The sequence below is a fragment of the Ilumatobacter sp. genome (assembly GCF_030065885.1).
GTDB lineage: Bacteria > Actinomycetota > Acidimicrobiia > Acidimicrobiales > Ilumatobacteraceae > Ilumatobacter.
The window spans coordinates 1-25,821 of the sequence record NZ_JASJCS010000030.1 but is presented as its reverse complement, the minus strand read 5'-3'; the positions used below and the strand labels follow the sequence as shown (position 1 = coordinate 25,821).

24 protein-coding genes are annotated in these 25,821 nt (G+C 70.5%); 13 read left to right on the top strand and 11 right to left on the bottom strand.

Annotated elements, in window-relative coordinates:
* Nucleotides 1–8 precede the first annotated feature (8 nt).
* The gene (locus tag QNJ12_RS08875) at nt 9–1,892 is read left to right on the top strand and encodes a UvrD-helicase domain-containing protein (protein ID WP_300621788.1); all 1,884 of its coding nucleotides are present in this window, start codon (nt 9–11) and stop codon (nt 1,890–1,892) included.
* A gap of 31 nt (nt 1,893–1,923) precedes the next feature.
* On the opposite strand, the gene QNJ12_RS08870 is transcribed toward QNJ12_RS08875, so the two are convergent.
* Together QNJ12_RS08870 and QNJ12_RS08865 are read right to left on the bottom strand one after the other, a co-directional pair.
* Nucleotides 1,924–2,700 (bottom strand): exodeoxyribonuclease III, encoded by a 777-nt coding sequence (locus QNJ12_RS08870; protein ID WP_300621785.1) that lies wholly within the window; start codon nt 2,698–2,700, stop codon nt 1,924–1,926.
* Nucleotides 2,700–4,067 carry a hypothetical protein gene (locus tag QNJ12_RS08865; protein WP_300621782.1) on the bottom strand — a complete coding sequence of 456 codons (1,368 nt, stop codon included), beginning with the start codon at nt 4,065–4,067 and terminating at the stop codon, nt 2,700–2,702. Before QNJ12_RS08865 ends, QNJ12_RS08870 begins: the two co-directional genes overlap by 1 nt.
* Nucleotides 4,068–4,128: 61 nt before the next feature.
* Between QNJ12_RS08865 and QNJ12_RS08860 the strand changes: the two genes are divergently transcribed.
* From QNJ12_RS08860 to QNJ12_RS08850, 3 genes are all read left to right on the top strand, one after another.
* Nucleotides 4,129–4,758, top strand: coding sequence for an HAD-IA family hydrolase (locus tag QNJ12_RS08860; protein WP_300621779.1), 630 nt, complete (start codon nt 4,129–4,131; stop codon nt 4,756–4,758).
* Between the two features lie 71 nt (nt 4,759–4,829).
* The gene (locus QNJ12_RS08855) at nt 4,830–5,999 is read left to right on the top strand and encodes a patatin-like phospholipase family protein (RefSeq protein ID WP_300621776.1); all 1,170 of its coding nucleotides are present in this window, start codon (nt 4,830–4,832) and stop codon (nt 5,997–5,999) included.
* Nucleotides 6,000–6,065: 66 nt separating this feature from the next.
* Nucleotides 6,066–6,266 carry a hypothetical protein gene (locus tag QNJ12_RS08850; protein WP_300621773.1) on the top strand — a complete coding sequence of 67 codons (201 nt, stop codon included), beginning with the start codon at nt 6,066–6,068 and terminating at the stop codon, nt 6,264–6,266.
* 37 nt (nt 6,267–6,303) lie between these two features.
* On the opposite strand, the gene QNJ12_RS08845 is transcribed toward QNJ12_RS08850, so the two are convergent.
* Both QNJ12_RS08845 and QNJ12_RS08840 read right to left on the bottom strand, forming a co-directional pair.
* Nucleotides 6,304–7,515, bottom strand: a complete 1,212-nt coding sequence (locus QNJ12_RS08845; RefSeq protein ID WP_300621771.1) for a hypothetical protein — start codon at nt 7,513–7,515, stop codon at nt 6,304–6,306.
* Nucleotides 7,516–7,560: 45 nt separating this feature from the next.
* The gene (locus QNJ12_RS08840; protein ID WP_300621768.1) at nt 7,561–11,274 is read right to left on the bottom strand and encodes a multifunctional oxoglutarate decarboxylase/oxoglutarate dehydrogenase thiamine pyrophosphate-binding subunit/dihydrolipoyllysine-residue succinyltransferase subunit; all 3,714 of its coding nucleotides are present in this window, start codon (nt 11,272–11,274) and stop codon (nt 7,561–7,563) included.
* Nucleotides 11,275–11,402: 128 nt separating this feature from the next.
* On the opposite strand from QNJ12_RS08840, the gene QNJ12_RS08835 reads away from it, so the two are divergent.
* Entirely contained in the window at nt 11,403–12,476 is a 1,074-nt protein-coding gene (locus QNJ12_RS08835; protein ID WP_300621765.1) for a hypothetical protein, read from the top strand.
* Between the two features lie 19 nt (nt 12,477–12,495).
* On the opposite strand, the gene QNJ12_RS08830 is transcribed toward QNJ12_RS08835, so the two are convergent.
* A complete protein-coding gene (locus QNJ12_RS08830; protein ID WP_300621763.1) occupies nt 12,496–13,374 on the bottom strand; it encodes an aldo/keto reductase in 879 nt (292 codons plus the stop codon).
* A gap of 69 nt (nt 13,375–13,443) precedes the next feature.
* Nucleotides 13,444–13,614, bottom strand: coding sequence for a hypothetical protein (locus QNJ12_RS08825; protein ID WP_300621761.1), 171 nt, complete (start codon nt 13,612–13,614; stop codon nt 13,444–13,446).
* Between QNJ12_RS08825 and QNJ12_RS08820 the strand changes: the two genes are divergently transcribed.
* From QNJ12_RS08820 to QNJ12_RS08790, 7 genes are all read left to right on the top strand, one after another.
* Nucleotides 13,613–14,275, top strand: a complete 663-nt coding sequence (locus QNJ12_RS08820; RefSeq protein ID WP_300621758.1) for a hypothetical protein — start codon at nt 13,613–13,615, stop codon at nt 14,273–14,275. The genes QNJ12_RS08825 and QNJ12_RS08820 overlap by 2 nt on opposite strands.
* A gap of 89 nt (nt 14,276–14,364) precedes the next feature.
* Complete coding sequence (locus QNJ12_RS08815; protein WP_300621755.1) at nt 14,365–15,663, top strand: O-acetylhomoserine aminocarboxypropyltransferase/cysteine synthase family protein; 1,299 nt, start codon at nt 14,365–14,367, stop codon at nt 15,661–15,663.
* On the top strand, nt 15,660–16,136 hold the full coding sequence (locus tag QNJ12_RS08810; RefSeq protein ID WP_300621752.1) for a CoA-binding protein: 477 nt from the start codon (nt 15,660–15,662) through the stop codon (nt 16,134–16,136). Before QNJ12_RS08815 ends, QNJ12_RS08810 begins: the two co-directional genes overlap by 4 nt.
* Nucleotides 16,137–16,197: 61 nt before the next feature.
* A complete protein-coding gene (locus tag QNJ12_RS08805) occupies nt 16,198–17,364 on the top strand; it encodes a reductive dehalogenase domain-containing protein (RefSeq protein WP_300621750.1) in 1,167 nt (388 codons plus the stop codon).
* Between the two features lie 4 nt (nt 17,365–17,368).
* Entirely contained in the window at nt 17,369–18,190 is an 822-nt protein-coding gene (locus tag QNJ12_RS08800) for a phytanoyl-CoA dioxygenase family protein (protein ID WP_300621747.1), read from the top strand.
* A gap of 31 nt (nt 18,191–18,221) precedes the next feature.
* Nucleotides 18,222–19,691 (top strand): thioredoxin, encoded by a 1,470-nt coding sequence (locus QNJ12_RS08795; RefSeq protein ID WP_300621745.1) that lies wholly within the window; start codon nt 18,222–18,224, stop codon nt 19,689–19,691.
* A gap of 22 nt (nt 19,692–19,713) precedes the next feature.
* Nucleotides 19,714–20,235, top strand: a complete 522-nt coding sequence (locus tag QNJ12_RS08790) for a UGSC family (seleno)protein (protein WP_300621742.1) — start codon at nt 19,714–19,716, stop codon at nt 20,233–20,235.
* Here the strand turns inward: QNJ12_RS08790 and QNJ12_RS08785 are convergent.
* The 4 genes from QNJ12_RS08785 to QNJ12_RS08770 all read right to left on the bottom strand — a co-directional run bounded on the left by QNJ12_RS08785 (nt 20,222) and on the right by QNJ12_RS08770 (nt 23,576).
* The gene (locus QNJ12_RS08785) at nt 20,222–20,359 is read right to left on the bottom strand and encodes a hypothetical protein (protein ID WP_300621739.1); all 138 of its coding nucleotides are present in this window, start codon (nt 20,357–20,359) and stop codon (nt 20,222–20,224) included. The genes QNJ12_RS08790 and QNJ12_RS08785 overlap by 14 nt on opposite strands.
* 66 nt (nt 20,360–20,425) lie before the next feature.
* A complete protein-coding gene (locus QNJ12_RS08780; RefSeq protein WP_300621736.1) occupies nt 20,426–21,286 on the bottom strand; it encodes an A/G-specific adenine glycosylase in 861 nt (286 codons plus the stop codon).
* Nucleotides 21,283–22,557: a lysylphosphatidylglycerol synthase transmembrane domain-containing protein gene (locus tag QNJ12_RS08775; RefSeq protein ID WP_300621734.1), complete on the bottom strand. Its 1,275-nt coding sequence runs from the start codon at nt 22,555–22,557 to the stop codon at nt 21,283–21,285. Before QNJ12_RS08775 ends, QNJ12_RS08780 begins: the two co-directional genes overlap by 4 nt.
* 35 nt (nt 22,558–22,592) lie before the next feature.
* Complete coding sequence (locus QNJ12_RS08770; RefSeq protein ID WP_300621731.1) at nt 22,593–23,576, bottom strand: serine hydrolase; 984 nt, start codon at nt 23,574–23,576, stop codon at nt 22,593–22,595.
* A gap of 63 nt (nt 23,577–23,639) precedes the next feature.
* On the opposite strand from QNJ12_RS08770, the gene QNJ12_RS08765 reads away from it, so the two are divergent.
* On the top strand, nt 23,640–24,908 hold the full coding sequence (locus QNJ12_RS08765; RefSeq protein WP_300621729.1) for a SulP family inorganic anion transporter: 1,269 nt from the start codon (nt 23,640–23,642) through the stop codon (nt 24,906–24,908).
* Nucleotides 24,909–24,919: 11 nt separating this feature from the next.
* On the opposite strand, the gene QNJ12_RS08760 is transcribed toward QNJ12_RS08765, so the two are convergent.
* Complete coding sequence (locus tag QNJ12_RS08760; RefSeq protein WP_300621727.1) at nt 24,920–25,795, bottom strand: hypothetical protein; 876 nt, start codon at nt 25,793–25,795, stop codon at nt 24,920–24,922.
* Nucleotides 25,796–25,821 lie beyond the last annotated feature (26 nt).

Below are 25,821 nucleotides of genomic sequence, written 5' to 3'. Positions count from 1 at the left end.
GTTGCGGGGTGGATCAGGACGCTCTGCTGGCGGACCTCGACGCCGATCAGCGGCGCGCGGTCACCACGGACTCGCGCCTCGTCGCGGTCATCGCCGGCGCCGGCTCGGGCAAGACCAGGGTGCTCACGCGCCGCGTCGCCCACCGCATCGGCGCCGGCACCGCCGAGGGCGCACACACCGTCGTCCTCACGTTCACCCGCGAGGCGGCCGGCGAGCTCAGGAGGCGGCTGCCCCGGCTCGGTCTCGAGGAGCGGATCACGGCGGGCACGTTCCACTCGATCGCGCAGGGGCTCCTCCGACAGAGATGGGCGGACACCGACCAGGCGCCTCGCTCGATCGTCACCGACCGCAGCCGGATCGTCCGCGACGTCATGGGTCCCGAGCAGCTCGATCTGCTCGTCGAAGCGATGAACTGGGCGACGGCGCGCGGTGTCGCCGCCGACACGTACGAGGCGGCCGTCCGGCGGGGCGAGCACCGCCCGGGAGTCGCAGCCGAGCGTGTCGCCGAGGGGCTCGATCGGTATCGCAGGGAGAAGCGACGCCGCGGCGTCATCGATCTCGACGACCTCCTGTCGCTGACCATCGAGGCGCTCGAACGCGACGCCGAGTTCGCAGAGGGCGTGCGGTGGCGGTACCGCCACGTGCTGGTCGACGAGGCACAGGACCTCAACCCGCTCCAGCACCGCATCGTCGACCTGCTGCGACAGGGCGCCGACGACCTGTTCCTCGTCGGCGACCCGGCGCAGGCGATCTACGGCTTCAACGGCTCGGACCCGACGTTGCTGCTCGACGTGTCCGAGCGCTTCCCCGGCATCGAGGTCGTCCGCCTGCCCGTCAACCACCGGTCGACGCCACAGATCGTCGAGGCCGGGGACCACGCGCTACGGACCGGCGGGCAACGCAGCGACGTCAGATCGGCGCGCCCCGACGGCCCGATCGTCACCACACGAGAACACGCCGACGAGCACGTCGAAGCCCGCGACGTCGCGTCGGCCGTCGCACGCCTCGACCCCGACCTCGCGCGCGCCGGGCGGGTCGCCGTGTTGGGCAGGACACATGCCAGCCTCCAGCCGGTTCGTGCGGCGCTCGAGGCCGCCGGTGTGGCGGTGCGTCGTGCCGTCGACGGCGCCGGATCACCGCTTGCACCGTTCCTCGCCGACGCCTATCGCCTCAGGTCCGCCGGCGATCTTCGCCGATGGGCCCGTGACCTGTTCGACGTCGACGAGATGCCGGCGGACTCCGACGACCCTCGGCGCGAGGTGGCCGAGGTCGCGACCGACTTCCTGCGCGAGCAACCGACCGGGGACGGGAGCGCCTTCCGCCACTGGGTCGCGACCACCGACCCGTTCGGCGGCAGGCTGCCGGGCGTCGACGTGTTGACGTTCCACGGCTCGAAGGGACGTGAGTGGCGACACGTCCACCTGATCGGCTGCGAGACGAGCCTGGTGCCACACCGCTCGGCGACCACCGTCGCCGCCAAGGCGGAAGAGACCCGCTTGCTCTACGTCGCGATCACGCGAGCCACCGACGTGCTCACGGTCAACTGGGCGCAGCGACGGTCCGGTTACGCACGGAAGCTCACGCCGCTCCTCGACGGGTTCGAGAGCTCCGAACCCGACCTCGCTCCCCCGCCTGCCGAGTTGCTCGGCCGTACGCGCGACAGCCGCTCGCGCACCCTCGAACGGCTGCGCGCGTGGCGTGCGACGGCTGCCCGGTCCGGTGGCACGCTGCCCGAGCACATCTGCACCGACCGGGCGCTGTCCGCGATCGCCGACGCTCACCCCACCTCGCCCGACGAGCTGGATCGCGTCACGGGTCTCGGTCCGATCACCGCGCGACGCCTCTTCGACGGCATCGCCGCCGCGCTCGCCGACGAGTCGCTGACGGGCTGACGCAGGCGGCGGCCGGCGCGCCGCCGCACGGTCAGTCGCGCAGATCGACGATGACCGGCGCGTGGTCGCTCGGCTGCTTGCCCTTGCGGGCGTTGCGGTCGACGACGCTCCACTCGCACCGCTCGGCGACGCTCGCCGAGCCAAGGACGAGATCGATCCGCAGCCCGTTGCCCTTGTGGAAGTCGCCGTTGCGGTAGTCCCACCACGAGAAGACCCGTTCGGCGTCGGCATGCTGCCGCCGGAAGAGGTCGGTCAACCCCCAGTCGCACAGCGCAGCGAGGCGCTCGCGCTCGGGGACGCTGACGTGGGTGGCGTTCTCGAACTTGGCGATGTCGTACACGTCGCGGTCCTCGGGCGCGATGTTGAAGTCGCCGGTGACGATCACGTCATGGTCGGGCGACGTGTCGCGCCCGACGTGTTCGAGCAGCCGGTCGAGCCAGCTCAGCTTGTACGTGTAGTGATCGTCGTCGAGCGAGCGCCCGTTCGGCACGTAGCAGCACGAGACCCTGACCCCGCCGCACGTCGCCGTGATGATGCGCGCGTCGGGATCGGGCTCGATCCCATCGGCGAAGTTGGCCACCACGTCGGCGATGCCCACCTTCGACAGGATCGCGACGCCGTTCCACTGCCCCTGGCCGTAGTGGACGGTCTCGTAGCCGTGCGCCTCGAATGTGAGCGCCGGGAACGCATCGTCGGCGAGCTTGGTCTCTTGCAGGCACACGACGTCCGGTTGGACGTCGGTCAGCCAGTCCTCCACACGCTCGAGTCGTGCTCGGAGCGAATTGACGTTCCACGTGACGATTCGCATCAGCTGCTCGATCCCTTGGCCGCCGTCTTCCTCGCCCCCGCCTTCTTCGCTCGGGTCGTCTTCGTGGCCGGAGGCTTCTTGGCAGGCGTCTTCGTGGCCGCCGTCCTTTTTGCCGCAGTCGTCTTCGTGGCGGCCGCCTTCTTCGGTGCGGTGGTCTTCTTCGCTGCAGTGGTCTTCTTGGCGGGCGCCTTCTTCGCCGCGGTGGGCTTCTTGGCGGCCGTCTTCTTGGCGGGCGCCTTCTTCGCCGCGGTGGTCTTCTTGGCGGCCGCCTTCTTCGCCGTGGCCTTCTTGACGGGGGCGGTCTTCTTCGCCGCGGCCGCCTTCTTCGCCGTGGTCGTCTTCGTGGCGGCCGCCTTCTTCACAGGCGTCTTCTTCGTGGCCGCACGGGGACCGGCGCCCGTATCGGCTCCGCGGGCGGCTACGGAGGATTCCAGCGCAGCTGCGGCGTCGGGGGCCATGTGCGGCAACCCGGCGTCGATGCTCCGCCGGTCCGGGGTGTAGCCGACGATGACGACGGTCACCGCCTCGCCGAGGTCGAGCGCCGATCGGGCGCTGCGCGGCGCAGGGTCGTCCATGAGCCGGAGCGGCACGTACACGAGCACGTCCTCGACCCGGACGTAGGCCCCGTGGGACGAGTAGCGCTCGACCTCCCCGGTGCAGCTCGTACCCACCGGATGGCGCTCGGCGAACTCGAGGAACGGCATCAGCTCGTTGACGTGACCGCCGGTCGGCGCCGGACGCTCGACCGCCTCGGCGCCCTTCGAACCGCGGCGGGCCGAGCGAGCCGCCTCGTCGGTGGTCGCAGCCTTGGGCTTGACGCGCCGGTTCGCGCGTTCCTTGGTCTCGGTCCGCTTCGCCTCGGCCGTCTTCGCGCCCCCGCGTTTCGACGCCGAGTTGCCGTCGCGGGCGTCGCGGACCGCGCGGCGGCTCTTCGGCCCGCGCACCGGGTTGCGGGCGACGAACACCCAGCCGACGTGCGGCACCGGCTTGCCGCCGATCAACCGGCCCTCGTCGAAGAGCCAGTCGTACTCGCCGTGGAACTCCTGGAAGGAGTCGTTCGACAGCACCCCGGCACCCGCCTTGTCGGCGATCGACAGCACGAAGGCGTCGCCGCGGCCGATCGCACCGGCCGGCGGAGCGACGAGCTCGTTGTTGGCGACCGCCTCGTCGAACGCCTTGGTCTCCTTCTTGTCGATGCGGTGCCCGAAGGTCGCATCGACGACGACGGTGACGATCGCGCCCGAGTGCTCGTCGATGAAGGCCAGAACGGCCTCGTTGAGTTGGGCGAGGCTGGGAGCGCTGCGCCCCTCGGTTGCGATGTTGGAGCCGTCCACCACGAAGTGCTCGGGACGTCGTTGCTTGGCCACGGATCTGTTCTCTCGTTCTGTGCGCCGTCCGGCGCTGGCCGACATCGTAGGGTGCGACCCGATGCGGACCACCACGATTCGGGCGGTGTTCTGGGACTTCGGCGGCGTGATCCTGTCGAGCCCGTTCGACGCGTTCAACGAGTACGAGCGGGCGAACGGGCTGCCGGTCGACTTCATCCGGTCGGTGAACGCCCGTCATCCCGACACCAACGCCTGGGCTCGCATCGAGCGCCGCGAGGTCGACGCCGCCGAGTTCGACGGGCTCTTCGCCGCCGAATCGGAAGCACTCGGGCACCGGGTTCCCGGGGCTGACGTCCTGTCGATGCTGAGCGGTTCGGTGCGCCCCGCCATGGTGACTGCGCTCGACCGCGTGATCGAGGCCGGCTTCGTCACCGCCTGTCTCACCAACAACGTCGTGAGCGGTGACAGCCGCCCCGACGTCGATGCGGTCATGGCCCGGTTCGACCACGTGATCGAGTCGAGCAAGGTGGGCTGCCGCAAGCCCGAGATCGCGTTCTACGAGCTCGCCTGCTCGACGGCCGGCGTGTCGCCCGTCGAGTGCGTCTTCCTCGACGACCTCGGGGTCAACCTGAAGCCCGCCCGCGAGATGGGGATGCGGACGATCAAGGTGCTCGACCCCGACCAGGCGATCGGTGACCTCGAGACGGTCCTCGGCATCGACCTCCGTTGAACCCTCGGGCGGGGACTGTTCGAAACGGCCCGCGAGTCGTACGATCGAGGTGAGGCATCGGGAGGTTCGCCATGCAGGACCGTACGGGTCTGGTACTGGCCGGAGCAGCCGCACGAGGCGCCTACGAAGCCGGTGCGCTGTCGGTGCTGCTCCCCGTTCTCGAATCGAGGCGGCAACGACCGACGGTCCTCGTCGGCACGAGCGCCGGTGCGCTCAACGCCGCCTTCCTGGCCAGCCGGGCCGATCGTGCTGCCGATGCGGCGACGAAGGAGCTGCTGGATCTCTGGCTCTCGATCGGCCGCAAGGAGGTCTTCGGGCTGTCGTTGTGGAGCGCGCTGGACGGCGTGCTCAACGAGCTGGGTCTCGGCGGGCGGCCGCAGGGCATCGTCGACACGAGTCCGCTCCGCGAGACCGTGGACGCCGCCATCGGCGACTGGAGCCAGATCCGCACCAACATCGACAACGGCCACCTCGATGCGCTCGCCGTGGTGACCACCTCTGCCGCGACCGGCCGCACGGTCGTGTTCGTCGAGGGCGGCACGCCGAGCAGGGGCCACCCACTTCCCGAGTTCGACCTGAAGAAGGGCATCGAGTACGCAGCGCCGATCGGCGGGATGGACGTCGACCACGTGCTCGCCTCGGCGGCGATCCCGATCCTGTTCCCACCGATCGAGATCGAGACCGGCGCCGACACGACGGACTGGTTCGTCGACGGCGGCCTCCGTCTCAACACGCCCATCAAGCCGGCGATCGAGCTCGGCGTCCATCGCGTCGCGATCGTGGCGGCCGACCCGGCGACACACGCGCCGCCGGCGCACGAGCGACCCGACCGACGGCCCGATACCGACGACCTGCTGCTGCACTTCCTCCAGGCCGCGCTGGCCGACCCGCTGATCGAGGACATGTGGACGCTCGCCGGCGTCAACACCCTGCTGGGCGGCCAGGCGCAGCCCGACGGCAAGCGGCCGATCGAGTACCTCTTCGTCGGCCCGAGCGCCCGCGGCGAGTTGGGCCATCGCGCCGCCCAGGTGGTCAACGGTCTCGGTCTGAGCGAGTTCTGGCTGCTCAGCCGCCTGCTGGGCCACCAAGGTGGCCAGAGCGAGGAGCTGCTCAGCTACCTGCTGTTCGACCCCGAGTTCTTCGAGGAAGCCGCCGACCTCGGCAAGCACGACGCCCAGGACGAGCTCGACCGCGTCGCGTGCGACGACCGCGAGTGGCGCATCGACCCGATCCCCGTGTGACGATCACACTCGCCGACTGTCGGGACCTGCCGACATCGATCGGGGTCGATGAGCTAGGAAGTCGTCGTGGACCCCGGCGCGCACCGACCCGATGTTGCGGTGCTGACGCGCGCAGCGGAACGCCTCGACTCGCTCGCCGACACCGCCGAGCTGATGGGCGACGAACGCGGTGCCGACCGCTTCCGCGCCGAGGCGCGGAGCCAGCGCCTGCTCGCCCTCTCGCTGCTCGACGCCGCCTCCGATCAGGAGCGGGAAGATCGCACATAGGGCCGCGTCCACCGACGTTTGCGGGCCACGCACGAGCTCAGGCCGCGTCGGGCCGATCGGCGTCGTGCCACCAGCCGTTCAGCGATGCGGCTGCGGCGATGAACAGGTGCTCGGCCGCACGGTCGGCGCGAGCAGCGTCCATGCACGCGAGCGTGTACTTGGCGAGGTGCGCGTCGCGATGGGCGCCCGCGTTGGCGGCGAGGCGCCGCCAGATCTCCGGTCGCTCGGCGGGCGACGCGTGCCACGCTGACGCCGCCGCGGCCGTGCGGCCGGCCTCGACGAGCTCGCGAACCGGCACGACCAACGGATCCGGCGCCCACTCGTGGTCGAGCGCCACCGAGCCGAGCGAGGCGCGGAACCCGAGCACGTAGGTGGCCGCGACCGCGATCGCCGTCCGCACCGTCGGCGCAGCAGGCGCGACGCCGAGCGCCGCCTGCGGCATCGTGAGGCAGTGCGACCACCCGTAGGGGGCGTGGTCCGGATCGTCCTGGAGCATCGATCGGGCCGCCGTGCGGAGCAGCACCCGGCGGGCATCGGCGACGGTGAGCTCGTCGACGAGGTCGCCCAACGTGTCGGCGGCCAGGCCGGTCCGCTCGGTCGTGGACATCGTCGGATGGATGAACGTGTTCTCCGGCTGCTCGGGCAGGCGCGGCGCAGTCAGACGACGTTCGAGCTCGGACGCGGGATCGGGGGCCTGATCGGCCCGCGGCGACGCGAACCAGCGCAACTGCCAGTCGGGTCGGCGCACCAGCTCGTGCACCGTCGTCCGCGCCATCGACGCGGCGTCCATGCTGCGGGCCGCGATGCGCGGGAGCAGGAACAGCAGGATCGACCCGTGCGCCGCCGCTGCCAGCGACGGCAGGACCGGGCCGGCGAGGGTGTGCACGAGCTCGTCGGCGTCGAGGCGATCGACCAGCCAGGTGATCGCGTCGTCGGCCGCCTCGAGATCGCCGGAGGCCACCGCGGCCACGAGCACGCCGGCCGCGTCCTGCTCGATCGCACGGCCGTGCGTCGGCCGGTGGTCGAAGGGTTCGCCCCACGCCTCGTAGGCCGAGCCGACCTCGCGGAGCCGGTCGACGATCGGATCGCGATGGATCGATGCGACGTGGCCGAGAAGCCCGACCCGCGCCAGCGCTTCGAGCGGCGCGTGGAGCACGAACGAATCGCCCGGCTCCTCCCTCGGCACCGCGACGCGACGCGCTACGTCGTCGAGCAGCTCGATGTCCGACAGGGCCCCACTCGACTCCATGCCGGAACCGTACGACTTCAAGCTTCGTTGAAGTCAAGGACGGGTTCAGAGGCCCGTGAAGGCACGCTCCATCAGGTGGACGAGCTCTTGGTCGTGCACCGTCTTGGAACCCGTGGCCGGGCTCCCCGACTCGACCCGTGCGATGTGGCGCAGGTCGTAGCCCAGGTCCTTGACCCGCCAGGTGTGGTGCTCGATGAAGTTCCAGGCGCCCATGTTCTCGGGCTCCTCCTGCAACCACCGCAGCTCCTTCGCGTTGACGTAGCGATCCCGCACGATCTCGAGCATCTGGTCGCTCGGCAGCGGATACAGCTGCTCGACGCGGACGATCGCCGCCGGCGCGCCACGTGCGTCGCGCTCGGCGATGGCGTCCCACGCCACCTTGCCCGAACAGAAGATCACCCGCTTGACCGACGCCGGATCGGTGACGCCGGGATCGTCGATGACCTCCTCGAACGACCCCATCGTGAGCTCGTCGATGTGCGAACGGGTCTGCTTCATGCGCAGGCCCTGCTTGGGCGTGAAGATCACGAGCGGCGTCTGACGCTCTTGGTGGACCTGCCGCCGCAACAGGTGGAAGTACTGCGCCGCCGTCGTGGCGTTGCAGACCTGCATGTTGTCCTCGGCGGCCAGGGTGAGGAAGCGTTCGATGCGGGCCGAGGAGTGCTCGGGCCCCTGGCCCTCGTACCCGTGCGGCAACAGGAGGACCACGCCGTTGCGCTGACCCCACTTGTCCTCGGCGGCGACGATGTACTGGTCGATGATGACCTGGGCGCCGTTGACGAAGTCGCCGAACTGCGCCTCCCACATGACGAGTGCGCCGGGGTTGGCGTGCGAGTAGCCGTACTCGTAGCCGAGCGCGGCGTACTCGCTGAGCAGGGTGTCGTACACCCAGAATCGGGCCTGTGCGTCGGGCAGCTCGTTGATCGGCACCCAGGGATCGCCGGTGTCGAAGTCGACCACGGCGGCGTGCCGCTGGCTGAAGGTGCCGCGCCGCGAATCCTCGCCCGCGAGCCGCACCGGGTGGCCTTCGAGGACCAGCGAGCCGATCGCCAGCGCCTCGGCCGTTGCCCAGTCGACGTCGTGCTCGCTGGCGAACTGCTTGTTGCGGGCCTCGAACTGGCGGAGCAGCTTCGGGTGCGGCGTGAAGCCCTCGGGGAAAGCGGTGAGCTGCTCGAAGATCCGCTCGAGCGTGGCTCGCTCGACGCCGGTCGGGATGTGCGGCAGCACGCCCAGCGGCTTCGGTGGCGGCGGCACCTCGGGCACGTCGCCGGAACGCGAGCGGGTCTCGTCGAGCGCGATCTGGAGCTTGCCCTGGAAGTCGGCGAGCGCCTGCTCGGCCTCGTCGACCGTGATGTCGCCCCGCTTGACGAGGGACTCGACGTAGAGCTTGCGGACGCTGCGCCGCTCGGCGATGGCCTTGTACATCAGCGGCTGGGTGTAGCTCGGGTCGTCGCCTTCGTTGTGGCCGTGCCGGCGGTAGCACACCATGTCGATGACGACGTCCTTGCCGAACGTCTGGCGGTACTCCCACGCGAGCTTGGCGACCCGGACGCAGGCCTCGGGATCGTCGCCGTTGACGTGGAAGATCGGCGCCTGCACCGTCTTCGCCACGTCGGAGCAGTAGAGCGACGAGCGGCTGAACTCGGGCGCGGTCGTGAAGCCGATCTGGTTGTTGATGATCAGGTGGATCGTGCCACCGATGCGGAAGCCGCTGATGTTGCTCATCGCCAGGCACTCGGCGACGACGCCCTGCCCGGCGAACGCGGCGTCGCCGTGGATGAGCAGCGGCAGCACCGAGTGGGCGCCACGTGGCTCGATCTGGTCCTGCATCGCCCGCACCATGCCGAGCACGATCGGGTCGACCGTCTCGAGGTGACTGGGGTTGGCCGCGAGCTCGACGGCGATGTCCCTGCCGGACGGGCTCTCGTACTTGCCCGTCGCGCCGAGGTGGTACTTGACGTCGCCCGAGCCCTGCACGGTGTCCGGGTCGACGTGGCCCTCGAACTCGGAGAAGATCGCCTCGTAGCTCTTGCCCATGATGTTGGACAGCACGTTCAGGCGGCCCCGGTGGGCCATGCCGATGACGGCGCCGTCGAGATCGGCGTCGGCCGCGCAGGAGAGCACCTGGTCGAGGATCGGGATCGCCGATTCGGCGCCCTCGATGCCGAACCGCTTCGTGCCCACGTACTTGGTCGCGAGGAACTTCTCGAACGCCTCGGCCGCGTTGACACGCTCGAGCACCCGGTGCTTCTCGTCCTTGGTGAGCGGTGGTTGCTTGATCTCGACGTGCTCTTGGATCCAGCGCTGCTCGTCGGTGTTCTGGATGTGCATGTACTCGACGCCGATCGTGCGGCAGTAGGCGTCGCGCAACACACCGAGGAGGTCGCCGAGCCGCAGCTTGTCGGTGCCACCGACGCCGTCGGTGAGGAACTCGCGGTCGAGGTCCCAGATCGTGAGGCCGTAGGTGGCCGGGTCGAGCTCGCGGGGTGTGTGCGGCTCCTTCCAGTGCAGCGGGTCGAGGTCGGCGATCAGGTGCCCGCGCACCCGGTGGACGCGGATCAGCTTGGCGACCGCCATCTGCTTGGCGAGCATCGCCTCTTCGCGGTCGATCGGGTTGATGTCGGGGCGCCACTTGACGGCCTCGTAGGGCATGTCGAGGTCGTGGAAGATGTCCTCGTAGAACCCGTGCTCGCCGAGCAGCAGCTCGTGGACCCGCTTGAGGAACAGCCCGGACTCGGCACCCTGGATGATGCGGTGGTCGTAGGTGCTCGTGACGGTGACGACCTTCGACACGCCGAGCGACGACAGGTTGCGGAAGTCGGCGCCCTCGAACTCGGCCGGGTAGTCGATGTTGCCGACACCGACGATGACACCCTGGCCGGGCATCAGGCGGGGCACCGACTGGACCGTCCCGATCGTGCCCGGGTTGGTGAGCGTGATGTTGGCCCCGGCGTAGTCGTCGAGGGTGAGCTTGTTGTTCTTGACCTTGCGGATGATCTCCTCGTAGGCGGCGAGGAAGCCCCCGAAGTCGAGCGTGTCGGCGTTCTTGAGCACGGGCACGATCAGCGTGCGGGTGCCGTCGCCCTTGTCGACGTCGACGGCCAGGCCCATGTTGACGTGGTCGTGACGCACGATGCGGGGCTTGCCGTCGACGCCCTCGGCGAACCCGTTCTTCATGTTCGGCACTTCCGTGGCGATCGCCTTCACGACCGCGTAGCCGATCAGGTGGGTGAAGCTCACCTTGCCCATGCCCGTACGGGCGCGGTAGCCGTTGATGACCTTGCGGTTGACCTCGAGCAACTTCGCCGGCACGTTGCGGAACGACGTCGCGGTCGGCACGTCGAGGCTGGCGGCCATGTTCTTGACGATCGCGGCGCCGACGCCCCTGATCGGCTCACCCGGCTCGTCGGCGACGGCCGCCGGCTTCGCACCCGCAGGCGGCGCTGCGGTGGGCGCCGCGTCGGCTGGCTCGGCGGGGGCTGCGGCCGCTGGCGGCGCTGCGGTGGGCGCCGCTTCGGCAGGCTCGGCGGGGACCGCTTCGACGGTGGGCGCTGCAGGCGCGCTCGGCGCGACCTCGGCGGGCGGAGCTTCGGCGACCGCAGCGGTCACCGTCCCCGCGGACGCCGAGCGGTAGTCCTCGAAGAACTCGCGCCACGACTCCCCGACCGAGCTGGGATCGGCCTGGTACTGCTCGTACATCTCTTCGACCAGCCAGGAGTTGGCGCCGAAGCCCGGGCTCGATGCATCTGTCGTCGACATCGCCAGCGATCGTACTGCCACGGCCGGTGGGCGGCGCCACGGTCCACGTCCGCGCCTTGACGAATTCGTGACTCGCCGGTGACCGAAACGACAGTCAACCGGCCGGGACTTCTGCCACGATGGTGGCCATGCAGAGCGGCGATCGCGAGGGCCTCGACGGCGACCTGCCGTCGGCGACGCCCGAGCCGTCGCAGGCCCACGAACCGGCTCCCACGACACCGCCCCGAGCCGCCGGGTCCGACCCCGATGCCGGCCCGACGGCGAAGGTCGCGACCAGACCGCAGCTCCCGCGGTCCGACGCAGCCCGCCCCTCGATCGTCGAGTCGGCTGCGCCGAGCCGACCGACCCCCGGCGCACCGACGTGGTACCGCAGCGATCAAGACCGCTACAAGAGCGTCCGTCGCCGCGCCAACCCGTTGCATCGGCGACTCGCCCGCGGCGTCATCGGGCTGTCGTTGCTCGGGGCGGCGGGTTTCGGCATCTACCTCGGCGCTCGTGAGGTCCGCGACTACCTCAACCGCGACACGCTGCCGGCGGCAGGCGCCGACACGCCCGTCATCCGGGCGTCGAGCTTCCTCGTCACGTCGTCGGCACCCGCCCCCGAGATCAACGGCACGATCACGCTCGATGCCGCGAGCGGGGCGTACGAGTTCGTCGGTGCAGGCAGCATGGCCGGCGTGCAGGTCGTCAGTCCCGACGGGCGGCGCGTGTTCGTCCGCGTGGGCGGTGGCACATGGCGGCAGCCCGAGGCCGGCGACTCGATCGTCGGAGCCCTCGGTCGCGCGATCCCGTATCTCGCCGATGTCGAGGACGCCGACGACGTGCTGACCAACCGACTGCGACAGGGCTACATCGACTTGATCGATCGCACCACCGAAGGCGTCGACGACGGCCAGCGGACGCGCTACGAGATGACGTTCGACACCTTCGCGTTCAGCGAACGGTTCCCGCTGCAGTGGCAGGCGCTGCAGCGCGACGCGATCCCGGGCATCGGCGTGGGCCGGGCGATCTCGGTGACGATCTGGCTCAACGAGGAGGACGTGCTCGTCCGCCTGCTCGACGAGGACACGAACTGGGCGTGGGAGCGGCTGACCTACACCGATCAGTCGTTCCGACCGGCCGACCCGGCCGACACCATCGTCGCGGCGACGACCGGTGACGAGTCCGGCCAGCCGGCCGGTGACGCTCAGCTCGACGGCTAGGAGACTGCTGAGCAATCTCCTAGATCCGCTCGAGCGCTCCGCCGTCGAAGAGGGGTGTGATGCCGAACGCCTCGACATCGGCCGCCATCTGCTCCTCGGTCGGCGGGTCGAGCTCACCGGCGGCCGCCTCGAGGATCGCCGGTAGCAGCCGGGCGTCGCTCGTCGTGTTGAGGTAGAGATCGTCGGTGGCGAGCACGTGGCGCACGGCGCGGCCGATCGCCTCCGGGTCCGAGATCGGCTCGTACCAGCTGAACTTGCGCATGTCGCCGTCGGGCCACCGCCCTCGCGCCAGCGCCTTGATCGTCTGCGCGGCGACGCGGCGTTGCGCGCACAGCGTCCGGAGGGTCTCGACGTCGGACCGGTACGCCGGGTCGGTCAGGAGCACGTGGTTGTACGGGAACAGCACGCTGTCGAAGTCGAAGCGTTCGAGGCTGCGAACGAGCATCGACGCAATGCGGAGCCCGTGCCCGGTGACGCCGATGAAGCGCGTCAGCCCCTCGTCGCGGGCCGCGGCCATGGCCTCGACGACGCCGCCGGGCGCGAACGCCGCCTCCCACTCGTCGGGTTCGACCAGGTTGTGGAGCTGGATCAGATCGACGTGGTCCACGCCCATCCGGGCGAGCGAGCGTTCGAGCTCGGCGCGTGCGGCGATGCCCTCCCGTTCGCCGGTCTTGGTGGCGAGGAAGAACCGCTCGCGGTGCTGCGCGAGGAACGGCTGCAGGCGGTCCTCCGAGGCACCGTACGAGGCGGCCGTGTCGATGTGGTTGATGCCGGCCGCATCGATCAGGGCGAGGGTGGCGTCGGCTCGCTCCTGGCGCATGCCGCCGAGCGCAGCGGCGCCGAAGATGACGCGCGTCGACGCGTGACCGGTCCGGCCGAACGGAAGCGTGGGGACCATGCCGGCAGCGTAGAACACGTCGCCGTGCACGCTCCGTGGTCGTGTCTGCGCGACCGCCACGCTGCCAGGTCACCGCAGCGGTCCGGCCACCGAACAGCCAGCGAGTGACTTTACGAAGATTTGACGTTTTTGCCATTTCTCGATACCATCGAGAGCGAGCGATTTCCCGATCAGAGCCCTGCGCATGCCCGCCAGCAAGCACACCACCTCGACCACCATCTCGTCGACCAGCACGACCATGGCTGGTGCCGACGGAGCGACCCTGCACGTCGTCGATCTCGACCGCGACAGCATCGACGACCTGATCCCGCTCGGCCTCGCGCTGCACCACTTCGGCGACGCGATGCTCGAGCTCCGCGGACCGACCGCCGAGTTGCACCACGCCCTCACCGTGCTCACCCGGCAGCTCAGGCGCGCGCTCGACGACCACCACGGGCTCGACGACCTCGACCACCTCCGCGACGTCGGCGACTCGACCCACCACGCGGTCGACGCTCCCGGCGGTGACGGTGCGGGCGACGACCGCGGGGCGCTCGACGTGGTGCGATCGCTCGTCACCGACCCGGCGCGCATCGCCACCGCCGACGGTGTGGTCGCGGCGGAGTTCTGCGGCGAGGCGTGGGACGACATCGCTCGCCAGGCGGAGGACCGCGCCGTCGCCGCCATCGAAGGCGCCGGGACGTACGGCACCACTCCGATCCTCCGGCTCGCGGCCACCCGGGCCGCCCAGACCCGGCTGCCGTGGTGGGGCACGCCCGAGTGGGCTGCGCTGGTCGAGCAGGCGGTGGCGCAGCAATCGGTGCCCGAGGAGCTCCGCGTGACGCTGCTCAGAGCGCCTGAGCACGTCGGCATCGACCTCCTGGCGCGCGTGCTCCACGGCAACGAGCGCCAACCGGTCTGACCGAGACCGTACGCCAGGCCCCAGGCCCCGAGCAGCTCGATCAGATCTCGGTGGGCCGATCGGCGGGCGGGGTCGGCCAAGATGTCGCCATGACCGACCGGTCCGAATTCGGATTCCGAACCCGGGCAGTGCACGCGGGCGGCCGACCGGATCCGGCGACGGGCGCCCGTGCCGTCCCGATCTACCAGACGTCGTCCTACGTCTTCGGCGACACCGACGAGGCCGCCAACCTGTTCGCGCTGCAGACCTACGGTCACATCTACAGCCGGATCTCGAACCCGACGGTCGCCGCGTTCGAGGAGCGGATCGCCTCGCTCGAGGGCGGGATCGGTACGATCGGCACGTCGAGCGGTCAGGCTGCGGAGTTCCTCACCCTTGCGTCGCTGGCCGGGCAGGGCGACCACCTGGTCGCCAGTGCCCAGCTGTACGGCGGCACCCGCACGCTGATGGAGGTCACCCTCGCCCGTTTCGGGGTGGCGACGACGTTCGTGGCCTCGCCCGAGCCGGACGACGTCGCAGCGGCCATCACGCCCCAGACGAAGGCGATCTACGTCGAGACCATCGCCAACCCGTCCGGCATGATCCCCGACTTCGACGGCCTCGCCGACGTCGCCGGGGCGAACGGCGTGCCCCTGGTGGTCGACTCCACGATGGCCACCCCGTACCTGTGCCGGCCGATCGAGTTCGGCGCCGACGTCGTGCTCCACTCGGTGACCAAGTTCCTCGGCGGGCACGGGACGTCGATCGGCGGCGCGATCGTCGAGTCGGGCCGGTTCCCGTGGGACAACGGCCGGTTCCCGCTGATGACCGAGCCCATGCCGGCCTACGGCGGCCTGAGCTGGTGGGGGAACTTCGGCGAGTACGGCTTCCTCACCCGAGTGCGCTCCGAGCAGCTGCGCGACGTGGGCGCCACGATGACGCCGTTCAACGCCTTCCTGTTCCTGATGGGTCTCGAAACGCTGGCTCTGCGCATGCGCCAGCACGCCGAGAACGCCCGGCAGGTCGCTGCGTTCCTGCACGAGCACCCGCTCGTCGAGTGGGTGCTCTACAGCGGCCTGCCCGACTCCCTCTGGTACGAACGGTCGCAGCGCTACCTCCCCGAGGGCCCGGGTGCGGTGTTCTCGTTCGGGGTCAGGGGCGGCCGCCCCGCCGGGTCGCGCTTCATCGAATCGGTTCGGCTTGCATCGCACCTCGCCAACATCGGCGACGCTCGCACGCTCGTGATCCACCCCGCGTCGACGACACACCAGCAGCTGTCCGACGAGGCACTCGTCGCAGGCGGCATCGAGCCGGACCTCGTGCGCATCTCGGTCGGCCTCGAGGACGTCGAGGACATCTGCGCCGACCTCGATCGGGCGCTGCGAGCCAGCCAGGACGGTCCGGCATGACGATCCTCGAACGTGCGTCGGAACGGCTCGCGCTGATGCAGCGGACGCGGACGGTGGCGATCGTCGGCATGTCGGCCAACCCCAGCCGGGCCAGCCACTTCGTCGCCACCTACCTGGCCGGCAAGGCGCCGTGGACCGTCTACTACGTCAACCCGCGCGAGCACGAGGTCCTCGGTCAGCCGGTGTACCCGTCGCTCGACGCCCTGCCCGACGTGCCCGACCTCGTCGACGTGTTCCGGCGAGTCGACGACCTCCCGTCGGTCGTCGACGAGGCCGTCGACGTCGGGGCCGGCGCCGTCTGGTTCCAGCTCGGCCTCCGGCACGACGATGCCGCCACCGTGGCGAGCGCCGCAGGCCTCGACGTCGTCCAGAACCGCTGCCTGAAGATCGAGCACGCCCGCTTCGCCGGCGGACTCCACACCGCCGGCTTCGTGACCGGCGTGATCGACTCCCGTCGCGGCCGCCTGATCTGACGGACGGGGCCGCCGGCGCCGTCGGTGCGGCCGACGTCTGCGATTCTGCGAACCTGGAGCGATGCGCAACGCTTCGCACCGGCGGTACCGGGTGCTCGACTCGTTCGAGCGGTTCTCGCAGGTCGACGACGTGTTCTCTCGCTCGAGGTGGGACCCCGAGATCCGCTCCGAGGCGGCCGATCGCTTCTACTCGACCTATCGCCGGCCGCTGACGGAGTGGCGGGCCGCGCCCGGCTACACCCAGCACGACTATGCGCTCCGCAACGCGTCGTGGCACGTCACCGACACCTTCGCCGAGATGTTCGAGACCGACGACCGTCGCGACGGGTTCCTCGACCCGCTGTCGATGCTGCGCGACGGCGCCGACGAGCGGATCGAGTTCGAGTCAGCCGCCGCCGCGGCGAGCGACGTCAAGCACGTCGCGAAGGTCGTGGGTGCCGACCTCGTCGGGATCGCACCGTTCGACGAGCGGTGGGTCTACACCGAGCGGTTCTCGGTGCAGCGCGGCGGTCCGAAGCCGAACGACCTGCCGGAGGGGCTGACCAGCGTCATCGTGATCGGGCAGTCGATGGACCACGAGCTCACCCGCACCGCGCCGTCGGCGCTGGCCGGCACGGCGACCGGCATGGGGTACTCGCTCGACTCGGTCGTGCTGCTCACGATCGCGCAGTACCTCCGCAACCTCGGCTACGAAGCCGTCCCGTCGATGAACGACACCGCGCTGGCGATCCCTCTTGCGCTCGAGGCCGGGCTCGGCGAGTACGGGCGGCACGGGCTGCTGATCACGCCGGAGTTCGGCCCACGCTTGCGCCTGGGCAAGATCTTCACCGACCTGCCCCTCGCGCGCGACCACCCCCACTCGTTCGGTGTGGAACGGTTCTGCGACGGGTGCCGGCGCTGCACCGACGCCTGCCCGGCGAAGGCGATCCCCGGCGGCGAGCCGTCGGCCGCGCGCCACAACCGCTCGAACCTGATCGGCGTCGAGAAGTGGTCGGTCGACGGCGAGAAGTGCTTCGGCTACTGGACCAAGGTCAACACCGACTGCTCGGTCTGCATCCGCGTGTGCCCGTACAACCGCGATTACTCGAAGCCGGCGAACCGCTGGTGGGTGAAGCTCGCGTCGCGTGCGCCGCGGCTCGCCCTGCGGCTCGCCGACCGCGCGGGCCACGGGAAGCGCCTGCTCCCGAAGCACTGGTGGCCCGAACGGACCGGCGGCGCGCGAGAGTAGCGACGTGACGAGGATCGTCGATCTCGAGATCGAGGAGTTCCGGCGTGACGGCGCCACCGTGCTGCGGCAGCTGCTGCCCGAGTCGTGGGTCGACGAGCTCGCCGCCGGCGTCGAGCACAACCGCACGCACCCCAGCGAATGGTCGCACTGGTACACGAACCCCGACGAGTCGGACGGGTTCTGGAGCGACTACGTCACCTGGCGGTCGGTGCCCGAGTACGAGCGGATCGTCCGCGAGGGCAGCCTGGCGATGGTCGCCTCGCAGCTGATGGGTTCCCGGACCGCCCGCTTCTTCCACGAGCACGTGCTCGTCAAGGAGCCCGGGGCCACCGAGCGCACACCGTGGCACCACGACCAGCCCTACTACTGCGTCGACGGCGATCAGAGCGTCAGCATGTGGATCGCCCTCGACCCGGTGCCGGCCGACACCGCCATGCGCTTCCTCGCCGGCTCCCACCGCTGGGACCGCTGGTTCATCCCGCGTAAGTTCGTCGACCACACGCCGTACGCCGCGGAGAGCGGCCGGTACGAGCTCCTGCCCGACATCGATGCGCTGATCGCCGAGGACCCCGATCGGCGCCGGGTCGTCAGCTTCGACACCGACCCGGGTGACGTGATCGTGTTCCACTACCGCACGCTTCACGACGCGCCGGGCAACCCGTCGACGACGACGCGACGCCGAGCCGTGAGCCTGCGATGGGTCGGCGACGACGCGGTCTGGGCCGAGCGACCCTGGCAGGTGTCGCCGCCGTTCGATCCTGCGGGTCTGGTGCCGGGGGACGCCCTCGACGACGAGCGCTTCCCGGTCGTCCATCCCGGGTCGTGACCGGCACGTGACCGGCCGGTACCGTCGGGCCATGAGCAAGCCGACGCTGCCCGACGGACTCGTGGCGATCGTCAAGAGGGACTGCGAGACGTGCCAGACGATCGTGCCGGCGCTCAGGGAGATCGCGGCAGCGCGCGACCTCGTCGTCTACACCCAGGACGATCCGGCGTTCCCCGGTGACCCGCTGGCGATCCACGACGTCGATCTCGGGGTGAGCTGGCACCACGACATCGAGACCGTGCCGACGCTGATCCGGGTCGAGGACGGCGCCGAGGTCGACCGCACGTTCGGCTGGTCGCGTGACGCGTGGCGCGAGTTCACCGGCATCGACGACCTCGGTGGAGGGTTGCCGGCGATGCGTCCCGGCTGCGGCTCGCGGAGCGTCGACCCGGACCTCGTCGACGAGCTGCGGGCACGACACGGTGGCAGCGTGCTGCGGTCACGGCGGATCGAGGTCGCCGAGCTCGAGGATCCCGTCGAGATGATGTTCACGCGCGGCTGGAGCGACGGCCTTCCCGTCGTGCCGCCGACCGAGGAGCGCGTGCTGGCGATGTTGACCGGCACGTCACGGGCTCCCGACGAGATCGTCGCGACCGTGCCGCCCGACCTCGTCCACGCGTCGGTCGAGAAGGTCGCGATCGCGGCGGTGATGGCCGGCTGCCTCCCCGAGTACCTGCCGTGGGTGCTGACGGCGGTCGAGGCGGCGTGCAACGACGAGTTCAACATGCACGGGCTGCTGGCGACGACGATGCCGGTCGGGCCCGTCGTGATCTGCAGCGGGCCCGGCACGCGGGCGATCGGCATGAACTCGGGCATCAACGCGCTCGGTCAGGGCAACCGTGCCAACTCGACCATCGGGCGTGCGCTCCAGCTCGTGATCCGCAACATCGGCGGCGGCCGGCCCGGCGAGGTCGACCGCGCCGCACACGGCAACCCCGGCAAGCTGAGCTTCTGCTTCGCCGAGAATGACGCCGACTCGCCCTACGGCACGCTGGCCGGCCAACACGGCGTCGATCCCGGCGTCGACGCCGTCACCCTGTTCGCAGGCGAGGGACCGAGGGGCATGGTCGATCAGCTGTCGCGGACGCCCGAGAGCCTCGCCAACTCGCTCGCCCACCAGCTCCAGGCGATGCACCACCACAAGCTCGTCATGGCCTTCGACGCGATCGTCGTCATGGGCCCCGAGCACGCCAGGGTCTTCGCCGAGGCCGGTTGGGATCGCGACCGGATCCTGTTCGAACTGCACATGCGGCTCACCACGCCGATCGGCGAGCTCGCCCGCGGGGCCGGCGAGATCGCCGAGGGCGTCCCGACCCAGTCGGCGAGCGGCTTCCTCGCGCCGGACACGGCAGATGGCCCGGTCAACCTGCCGAAGTTCCGTCCCGACGGCCTGATGCTCGCGTACAGCGGCGGCGGCGCCGGCCTGTTCTCGATGGTGATCCCGGGCTGGGTGAACGGCGAGATGGGTTCGAAGCCGGTCACCCGCGAAGTGCGATACTGATCAGCGGCGCAAGGGGGCAGCGATGGCACAGACGATTCTCGACCCGACCGGCGAGCAGACCGTCGCCGAGCGAGCGCGCCTCGCCCGCCCGGCCTCGCTCTCGGGGCTGACCGTCGGGCTGCTCGACATCTCCAAGCCGCGCGGCGACGTCTTCCTCGACCGGATCGAGCAGCGCCTGACCGAGGTCGGCGCGAAGGTCAAGCGCTACCGCAAGCCGACGTTCGCCAAGCCGGCACCCGTCGACCTGCGCCACCAGATCGCGACCGAGTGTCAGGTGGTCATCGAAGCGCTTGCCGATTGAGGCAGCTGCACGTCGTGCAGTGTGCACGACATCAGCGACCTCGAGATCCGCGGCATCCCGGGGATGTTCGTCGCGTCGAACGAGTTCGTGACCGCGGCCGAGTCGCAGTCCAAGTCGCTCGGCTACTCGGCGATGGCGCGCGTCTTCACGCCGCACCCGATCCAGGACCGCACCGACGACGAGATGGTCGCCTACGCCGACGCCGCCTTCGACGACATCGTCGGCCAGATCACAGCAGGCTGACGACCCGCTGGCGCACACGGGCGACGCCGGGAATCCGTCGCCCCGCCGCCGCGATCAGGAGGCAGAGCGGCACGGCGATGCCGGCGGAAAGGCCCGACTTCACGAGGTGCCCGATGTCCGGCACGGCCGAATCACTCCCATCGTCGACCCGGTCGAGGCTGCGACGACAGAGGATCCTCGCCCGGGTGCGTCAGTCGGGCAGTCGCACGAGATCGCCGTCGTCGGCGCAGAGACCCTCGTCGACGAGGGCCCGTACGAGGCGACTCGCATCTGCGCCGTCGCGCTGCATGACCGCCGCGACGTCGCGGCGCTCGACGGGGCCCTCGGTGAGTGCGCGCATCAGTCGACCGCGCGCCTGCCGGTCGCTGCCCTCGAACCGCGCCTGCCGGCCGCTGACGCCACTCGACCCGATCGCCGGGTCATCCCCGCGCGAGATGTGCCAGGCACATCTCGTGCGGATCGGACACTCGACACACGAGGGCTCGGGCCGGCACAGAACGGCGCCGAGGTCCATCAGGCACTGGTTCCAGACCCAGGCGTCACCGGAGGGGCATGCCGCATCGGCCATCGCCTGGACGCGCTTGGGCGTCAGCCGCTCGCCCGCCACGCGTGCGTACACGCGGGCGATGTTCGTGTCGACGACGGCCGCGTCGATCTCGAACGCGAACGCCAGCAACGCCCGCGCCGTATAGGGCCCGACGCCGGGCAGCTCCAACAGCTGCTCCAGCGTCTGCGGGAAGCCGCCGAGCGCATCGACCCGGGCCGCCGTTGCGTGCAGGTTGCGCGCCCGCCGCGGATACCCGAGGCCCTGCCACTCGCGGAGGACGTCGGCCAGCGGGGCGGCGGCGCAGGCTGCCACGGTCGGGAACCGCTCGAGGAACCGCTCCCACCTCGGCACCACCCGAGCGACCTGCGTCTGCTGCAACATCACCTCGCTGACGAGCACCGCCCAGGGGTCCCGCGTCCGGCGCCACGGCAGATCGCGCAGGCGTGGCAGGCCCCAGGCGAGCACGTCCGCCGTCAGGCCGTCGACGTCCGCGACCGCGCTCACTGCTTGCGGTTGCGGCGCCAGCGACGGAACCGTTCCTGATGGCGCTCGATCGTCGTCGGCGGCCGCCGGATCAGCTCACCGGTGTCGTCGCGAGTCGGGAAGCGCAACTGGAAGTCGATCGACGACTCGCCACGGCGGGTCTCTTCCTCGGCGAGGTCGCGCAGCCGGATCAGGCGCTCACGCCGCTCGATCGACCACGGACCCACCCGGAGCGACAGGTACAACACCCCACCCAGCAGGATCGGGAAGAAGAACTGGGCGAACCGGTAGGACGCGACGCCGAGGGTGGCGCGCCGCACGGAGGCACCGAAGCCGCTGAGCATCGCCACGTAGCCGCCGTCGACGTAGCCGAGGCCGCCGGGCGTGATCGGGATCGCGGCAAGCACGTTGGCGATGCCGAACGCGATGATCAGCGCGTCGACGTCCATCGTCACGTTGAAGGCCCGCAGGAAGATCCAGAGCGCGGCCGCGTCGAACAGCCAGTTGAGGGCAGCCCAGAACGCGACCCGACCGAGGAGCCGACGATCGCTGAGCAGCTGTTCGAGCCGCTCGGCGACGCGGTGGAGCACCGTGGCCGCCTTCTCGTCGTCGAGGCGCAGCTTCCGGGCGATCCAGCGGATGATGCGTTCGGAGCGCTCGGTGCCCTCCATCAGACCGAACACCAGCGTGCCGGCAAGCCCCATGACGAGGATGCCCGCCAGCGCGGCGGTTCCGTAGATCGCGTTCACGCCCCGGATCGGGATCGACACGATCAGCCCGCACCACAGGATCATGTTGAGCACCACCGCCGAACCGAGCCCGACCGTTGCGAGGGCGAACCCGGCGTCGGCACCGGACACCCCCGACAACGTCATCAGCCGGTAGCCGAGCGCCGAGCTGGCCGCGCTGCCGCCCGGCACGATGCTCGACAGCGCCCGGGTGCTCATCTGGATCCGGTACAGCCGCCAGTGCGACAGCGGTTCGCCGGCCTCGCCGAGCGCCGCCTTCATGAGCGGCGCGTAGCAGTACAGGGCGATCATCTCCAGCGCCAATCCGACGACGAGCAGGACCGGCTCGACCCGCTGCAACTCCGACCATGCGTTGCGGAAGTTCGGGATCAGCGGGATCACGAAGTAGTAGATGACCGCCACGAACAAGAGGACCTTGAGGGTCGGCCGCCATCTCGGCTTGGATTCCTCGAACGCCGGCTCGCGCTCGGTCACCGGCAACTCGCCCGTGGGCAACAGCGGGTCCGGGGCGTTCGTCGCGTCGGCGGCAGCGGATTCGGTCATCGTCCAACGGTCGGGAGGTACGACCACCGACCAGCCTACGGCGTCGACGCGGCGGCGTGGATCAGGTCAACGATCGCTGCGATCAGGTGGTGGCGCACGTCGGCGTCGGTCTTGCCGAGGTGGACCACGGTCAGCGCACGATCGGGCACCACGACGATGTACTGACCCTCGAAGCCATGCGCAGCGATCGACCCCGGGAACGCGGGCCACATCCACCAGTGGCGCCCGTAGTCGAAGCCACCCGGAACCGGCTCGGCGGGGTCGTGGGCGACGACGGTGCGGCCGTGGTCGGCCCAGCCCTCTGGCAGGATGCGGTCACCGCCGGCGGTCACGCCGTCGTTGCGGTACAGCTCGCCGAACCGGGCGAAGTCCCGGGCGGTCGCGTAGACGTACGACGAACCGACCCAGGTGCCGACATCGTCGAACTTGGGCGTCGCCGAGCTCATGCCGCACGGCTCGAAGAGGCGGTTGCGCAGGAACGCCTCCATGCCGTCGCGGCCGCCGCCGACGATGCCCCCGAGCGCCCGCGTGACGATGTTGGTCGTACCGGACGAGTAGTTCCAGACGGTGCCCGGTTCGTGGTCGAGCGGCAGCGCTGCGGCGTAGGCGGCGTGATCGGCGTGTCCGTCTCCGAAGAGCATCGCGATGCAGTCGGACTGGTGCTCGTCGACGTAGTCCTCGAAGAAGCGCAGGCCGGGGCGCATCTCGAGCAGGTCGAGCCATGTGATGCCCGCCTTCCGAGTGCCCTCCCATTCCGGTACGGGAGCGGGTGCGTCGAGATCGACCAGGCCGTCCATGACGAGCAGGCCGACGGCTGCGTGCGTCATCGACTTGGCCGTGCTCCAGGAGATCAGCGTCGTGGTCTCGTCGACTGGTTCCCCCGGACCGAACGCGGTGTCGGGCTGGTGGCCGTAGCGTTCGGCGACGATCTCGCCGTCGCGGACCACCACCATCGCGAGCGAGATGCCGTGTTCGGCGGGCCGTCCGAAGATCGCGTCGACATGATCCCGGAGGGTCATGCACGGACGGTATCCGACCCGGCGGCCGCGGGCCGGCGCGCGACCGTGACTAGCGTCGCGACCATGCAGCGGTTCGGTCGTCCGAGCACGGGCGACGTGATCGCCGGGGTGTCGGTCGCGCTCGTCGCGATTCCGCAGTCGCTGGCGTACGCCGAGCTTGCGGGGATGCCGCCCCAGTACGGGCTGTGGGCGACCGCGCTCCCGTCGCTCTTGGCCGCGCTGTTCGTGTCCTCGCGCTATCTGCAGACCGGACCGGTGGCCCTCACGGCGCTCTTGACGTTCGGTGCGCTGTCGCCGCTCGCCACGGAGTCGTCGGCCGAGTACATCGAGATGGCGGCGCTGCTGGCGCTCCTCGTCGGCGGGATGCGCGTCCTGCTTGGCCTCGGCCGGCTGGGCCGGGTCGCATACCTGCTCTCGCCACCGGTGCTCGTCGGCTTCACGACGGCCGCCGCGATCCTGATCCTGTCGTCGCAGCTCCCCAAGGCCTTCGACGTCGACCCCGACCGCGGCGGCGTGCTCCACAACGCGTTCGACGCGCTCGCGCATCCCGGGCGGTGGAGCCTCACGGCGATGCTGTTCGCGGCGATGACGCTGGTGATGATCTTCGGCGGGAGGCTCCTGCACCGGTTGTTCCCCGGCGTGCTCGCCGCGGTGGTCGTCGGCCTCGTGATCAGCTCGGCCTCCGGCTACGGCGGATCGATCGTCGGCGAGCTCGACGGCGGCTTCATCTCGCTCGGCGTCGAGTTCCCCTGGTCGCGCACGGCCGATCTGATCGTGCCAGCGCTGGCCATCGCGCTCGTCGGGTTCGCCGAGCCGGCATCGATCGCCCGGACCTTCGCCCGGCTCGACAGGGAGCCGTGGGACGCCAACCGCGAGATGGTGTCCCAGGGTGTGGCCAACCTGGCCGCCGGCGTGTCGGGCGCGTTCCCGGTGGGCGGTTCGTTCTCGCGCAGCTCGCTGAACCGGATGGCCGGCGCCACAAGCGCGTGGGCCGGCGCGATCACCGGCGCGTTCGTGTTGCTGACCCTCCCGCTGACACCCGTGCTGCGCGACCTCCCGCAGGCCATCCTCGGCGCGATCGTCATCGGTGCGGTCGCGAAGCTGATCAACCTGCGCGGGTTGTGGGACCTCCGCCACCGGGGCACGCCGCACCTCCTGGTCGGTGCCGCCACGCTCGCCGCCACGCTGGCAACCGCGCCGCGTGTCGAACGCGGCGTCATCGTGGGGATCGCGGTCTCGCTCGCGGTCGAACGGATCGGGCGTGTGCCACTGGGCGACGGCGATCACGACAACGACGTCACCCAGCCGACCGAGGCCGCCAGCTCGGCGTGAGCCGGCGCCGATCAGGCGGTGACGCCGAGGTTCGCCAACCCCACGGTGCCGACGCCCGCCGATGTCGCGCCCGGCGCGAGCGCGAGCAGGCCTCCGGTGGCGATCGCCGGGCCGGCGATGCCGTCGCGGCCGTTCGGCGTGTCGGGCGGCCCGAACTCGTCGTACGGCGCCGACGCGTACACCTGCTCGGTGTAGCCGTCGTCGAAGAACAACTGGCTCGTGAGCGTGGTGTCGCCGCTGACGTGCACGCTCAGGTGGATGTGGACGGCGCGGCCCGGGTACCAGCCGGGATAGATCGTGAGGAACTCGACGATGCCGTCGTCGCCGGCGGTCTGGAGGCCGCGCAGGAACGCCGTGCCCTCGCCCTCGTCCTTGCCGGTGCCGCCGTCTTGGTACGAGCTGTAGTCGCCCGTGGCGTCGGCGTGCCAGATCTCGACGGCGGCGCCGGGAACCGGCTCGCACGCAGCGTCGATCACCCGGAGCCCGAGCCGGAGCGGGTGACCCGGGTAGCCCTCGGTGACGTCGCGCCGGTCGAGCCGCTCTCGGTTCGGGAACGGACCCGCCGTCGTGTCGGCCAGGAGCGCGCAGACACCGAGCGTCTCGAAGTCGGCCGCGGTGAACGGATCGAGCGCGCTGGCGCTCGCCGTGGTCGGACCCGGCTCATCCGCATCGGCAGCAGCGGCCGAGCTCGTGGTCGGCGACGCTGCCGTGGTCGCCCGCGACGTCTCGGCAGGCGCGGTCGGCGCGCTGGATCGAGCGCCGTCGTCCGTCTCGGTGGGAGCCGAGACGGCATCGTCGTCGGACGACGAGCATGCCGCGGCAACCGCCGCCATACCACCGAGCACGAGGAAGCGCCGGCGGTCCAGGAACGTTCGATCAGGATGCATGACCGGATTCGATCTTGCCAGGGTCA

Excerpts from the sequence above, each read along its gene's own strand:
- QNJ12_RS08815 (WP_300621755.1), top strand. The coding sequence starts at position 14,365 with ATGACCGACCGGTCCGAATTCGGATTCCGAACCCGGGCAGTGCACGCG.
- QNJ12_RS08760 (WP_300621727.1), bottom strand. The coding sequence starts at position 25,795 with ATGCATCCTGATCGAACGTTCCTGGACCGCCGGCGCTTCCTCGTGCTC.
- QNJ12_RS08835 (WP_300621765.1), top strand. The coding sequence starts at position 11,403 with ATGCAGAGCGGCGATCGCGAGGGCCTCGACGGCGACCTGCCGTCGGCG.
- QNJ12_RS08820 (WP_300621758.1), top strand. The coding sequence starts at position 13,613 with ATGGCTGGTGCCGACGGAGCGACCCTGCACGTCGTCGATCTCGACCGC.
- QNJ12_RS08870 (WP_300621785.1), bottom strand. The coding sequence starts at position 2,700 with ATGCGAATCGTCACGTGGAACGTCAATTCGCTCCGAGCACGACTCGAG.
- QNJ12_RS08825 (WP_300621761.1), bottom strand. The coding sequence starts at position 13,614 with ATGGTCGTGCTGGTCGACGAGATGGTGGTCGAGGTGGTGTGCTTGCTG.
- QNJ12_RS08810 (WP_300621752.1), top strand. The coding sequence starts at position 15,660 with ATGACGATCCTCGAACGTGCGTCGGAACGGCTCGCGCTGATGCAGCGG.
- QNJ12_RS08795 (WP_300621745.1), top strand. The coding sequence starts at position 18,222 with ATGAGCAAGCCGACGCTGCCCGACGGACTCGTGGCGATCGTCAAGAGG.
- QNJ12_RS08845 (WP_300621771.1), bottom strand. The coding sequence starts at position 7,515 with ATGGAGTCGAGTGGGGCCCTGTCGGACATCGAGCTGCTCGACGACGTA.
- QNJ12_RS08775 (WP_300621734.1), bottom strand. The coding sequence starts at position 22,557 with ATGACCGAATCCGCTGCCGCCGACGCGACGAACGCCCCGGACCCGCTG.
- QNJ12_RS08840 (WP_300621768.1), bottom strand. The coding sequence starts at position 11,274 with ATGTCGACGACAGATGCATCGAGCCCGGGCTTCGGCGCCAACTCCTGG.
- QNJ12_RS08805 (WP_300621750.1), top strand. The coding sequence starts at position 16,198 with ATGCGCAACGCTTCGCACCGGCGGTACCGGGTGCTCGACTCGTTCGAG.
- QNJ12_RS08770 (WP_300621731.1), bottom strand. The coding sequence starts at position 23,576 with ATGACCCTCCGGGATCATGTCGACGCGATCTTCGGACGGCCCGCCGAA.
- QNJ12_RS08765 (WP_300621729.1), top strand. The coding sequence starts at position 23,640 with ATGCAGCGGTTCGGTCGTCCGAGCACGGGCGACGTGATCGCCGGGGTG.
- QNJ12_RS08860 (WP_300621779.1), top strand. The coding sequence starts at position 4,129 with ATGCGGACCACCACGATTCGGGCGGTGTTCTGGGACTTCGGCGGCGTG.
- QNJ12_RS08830 (WP_300621763.1), bottom strand. The coding sequence starts at position 13,374 with ATGGTCCCCACGCTTCCGTTCGGCCGGACCGGTCACGCGTCGACGCGC.
- QNJ12_RS08855 (WP_300621776.1), top strand. The coding sequence starts at position 4,830 with ATGCAGGACCGTACGGGTCTGGTACTGGCCGGAGCAGCCGCACGAGGC.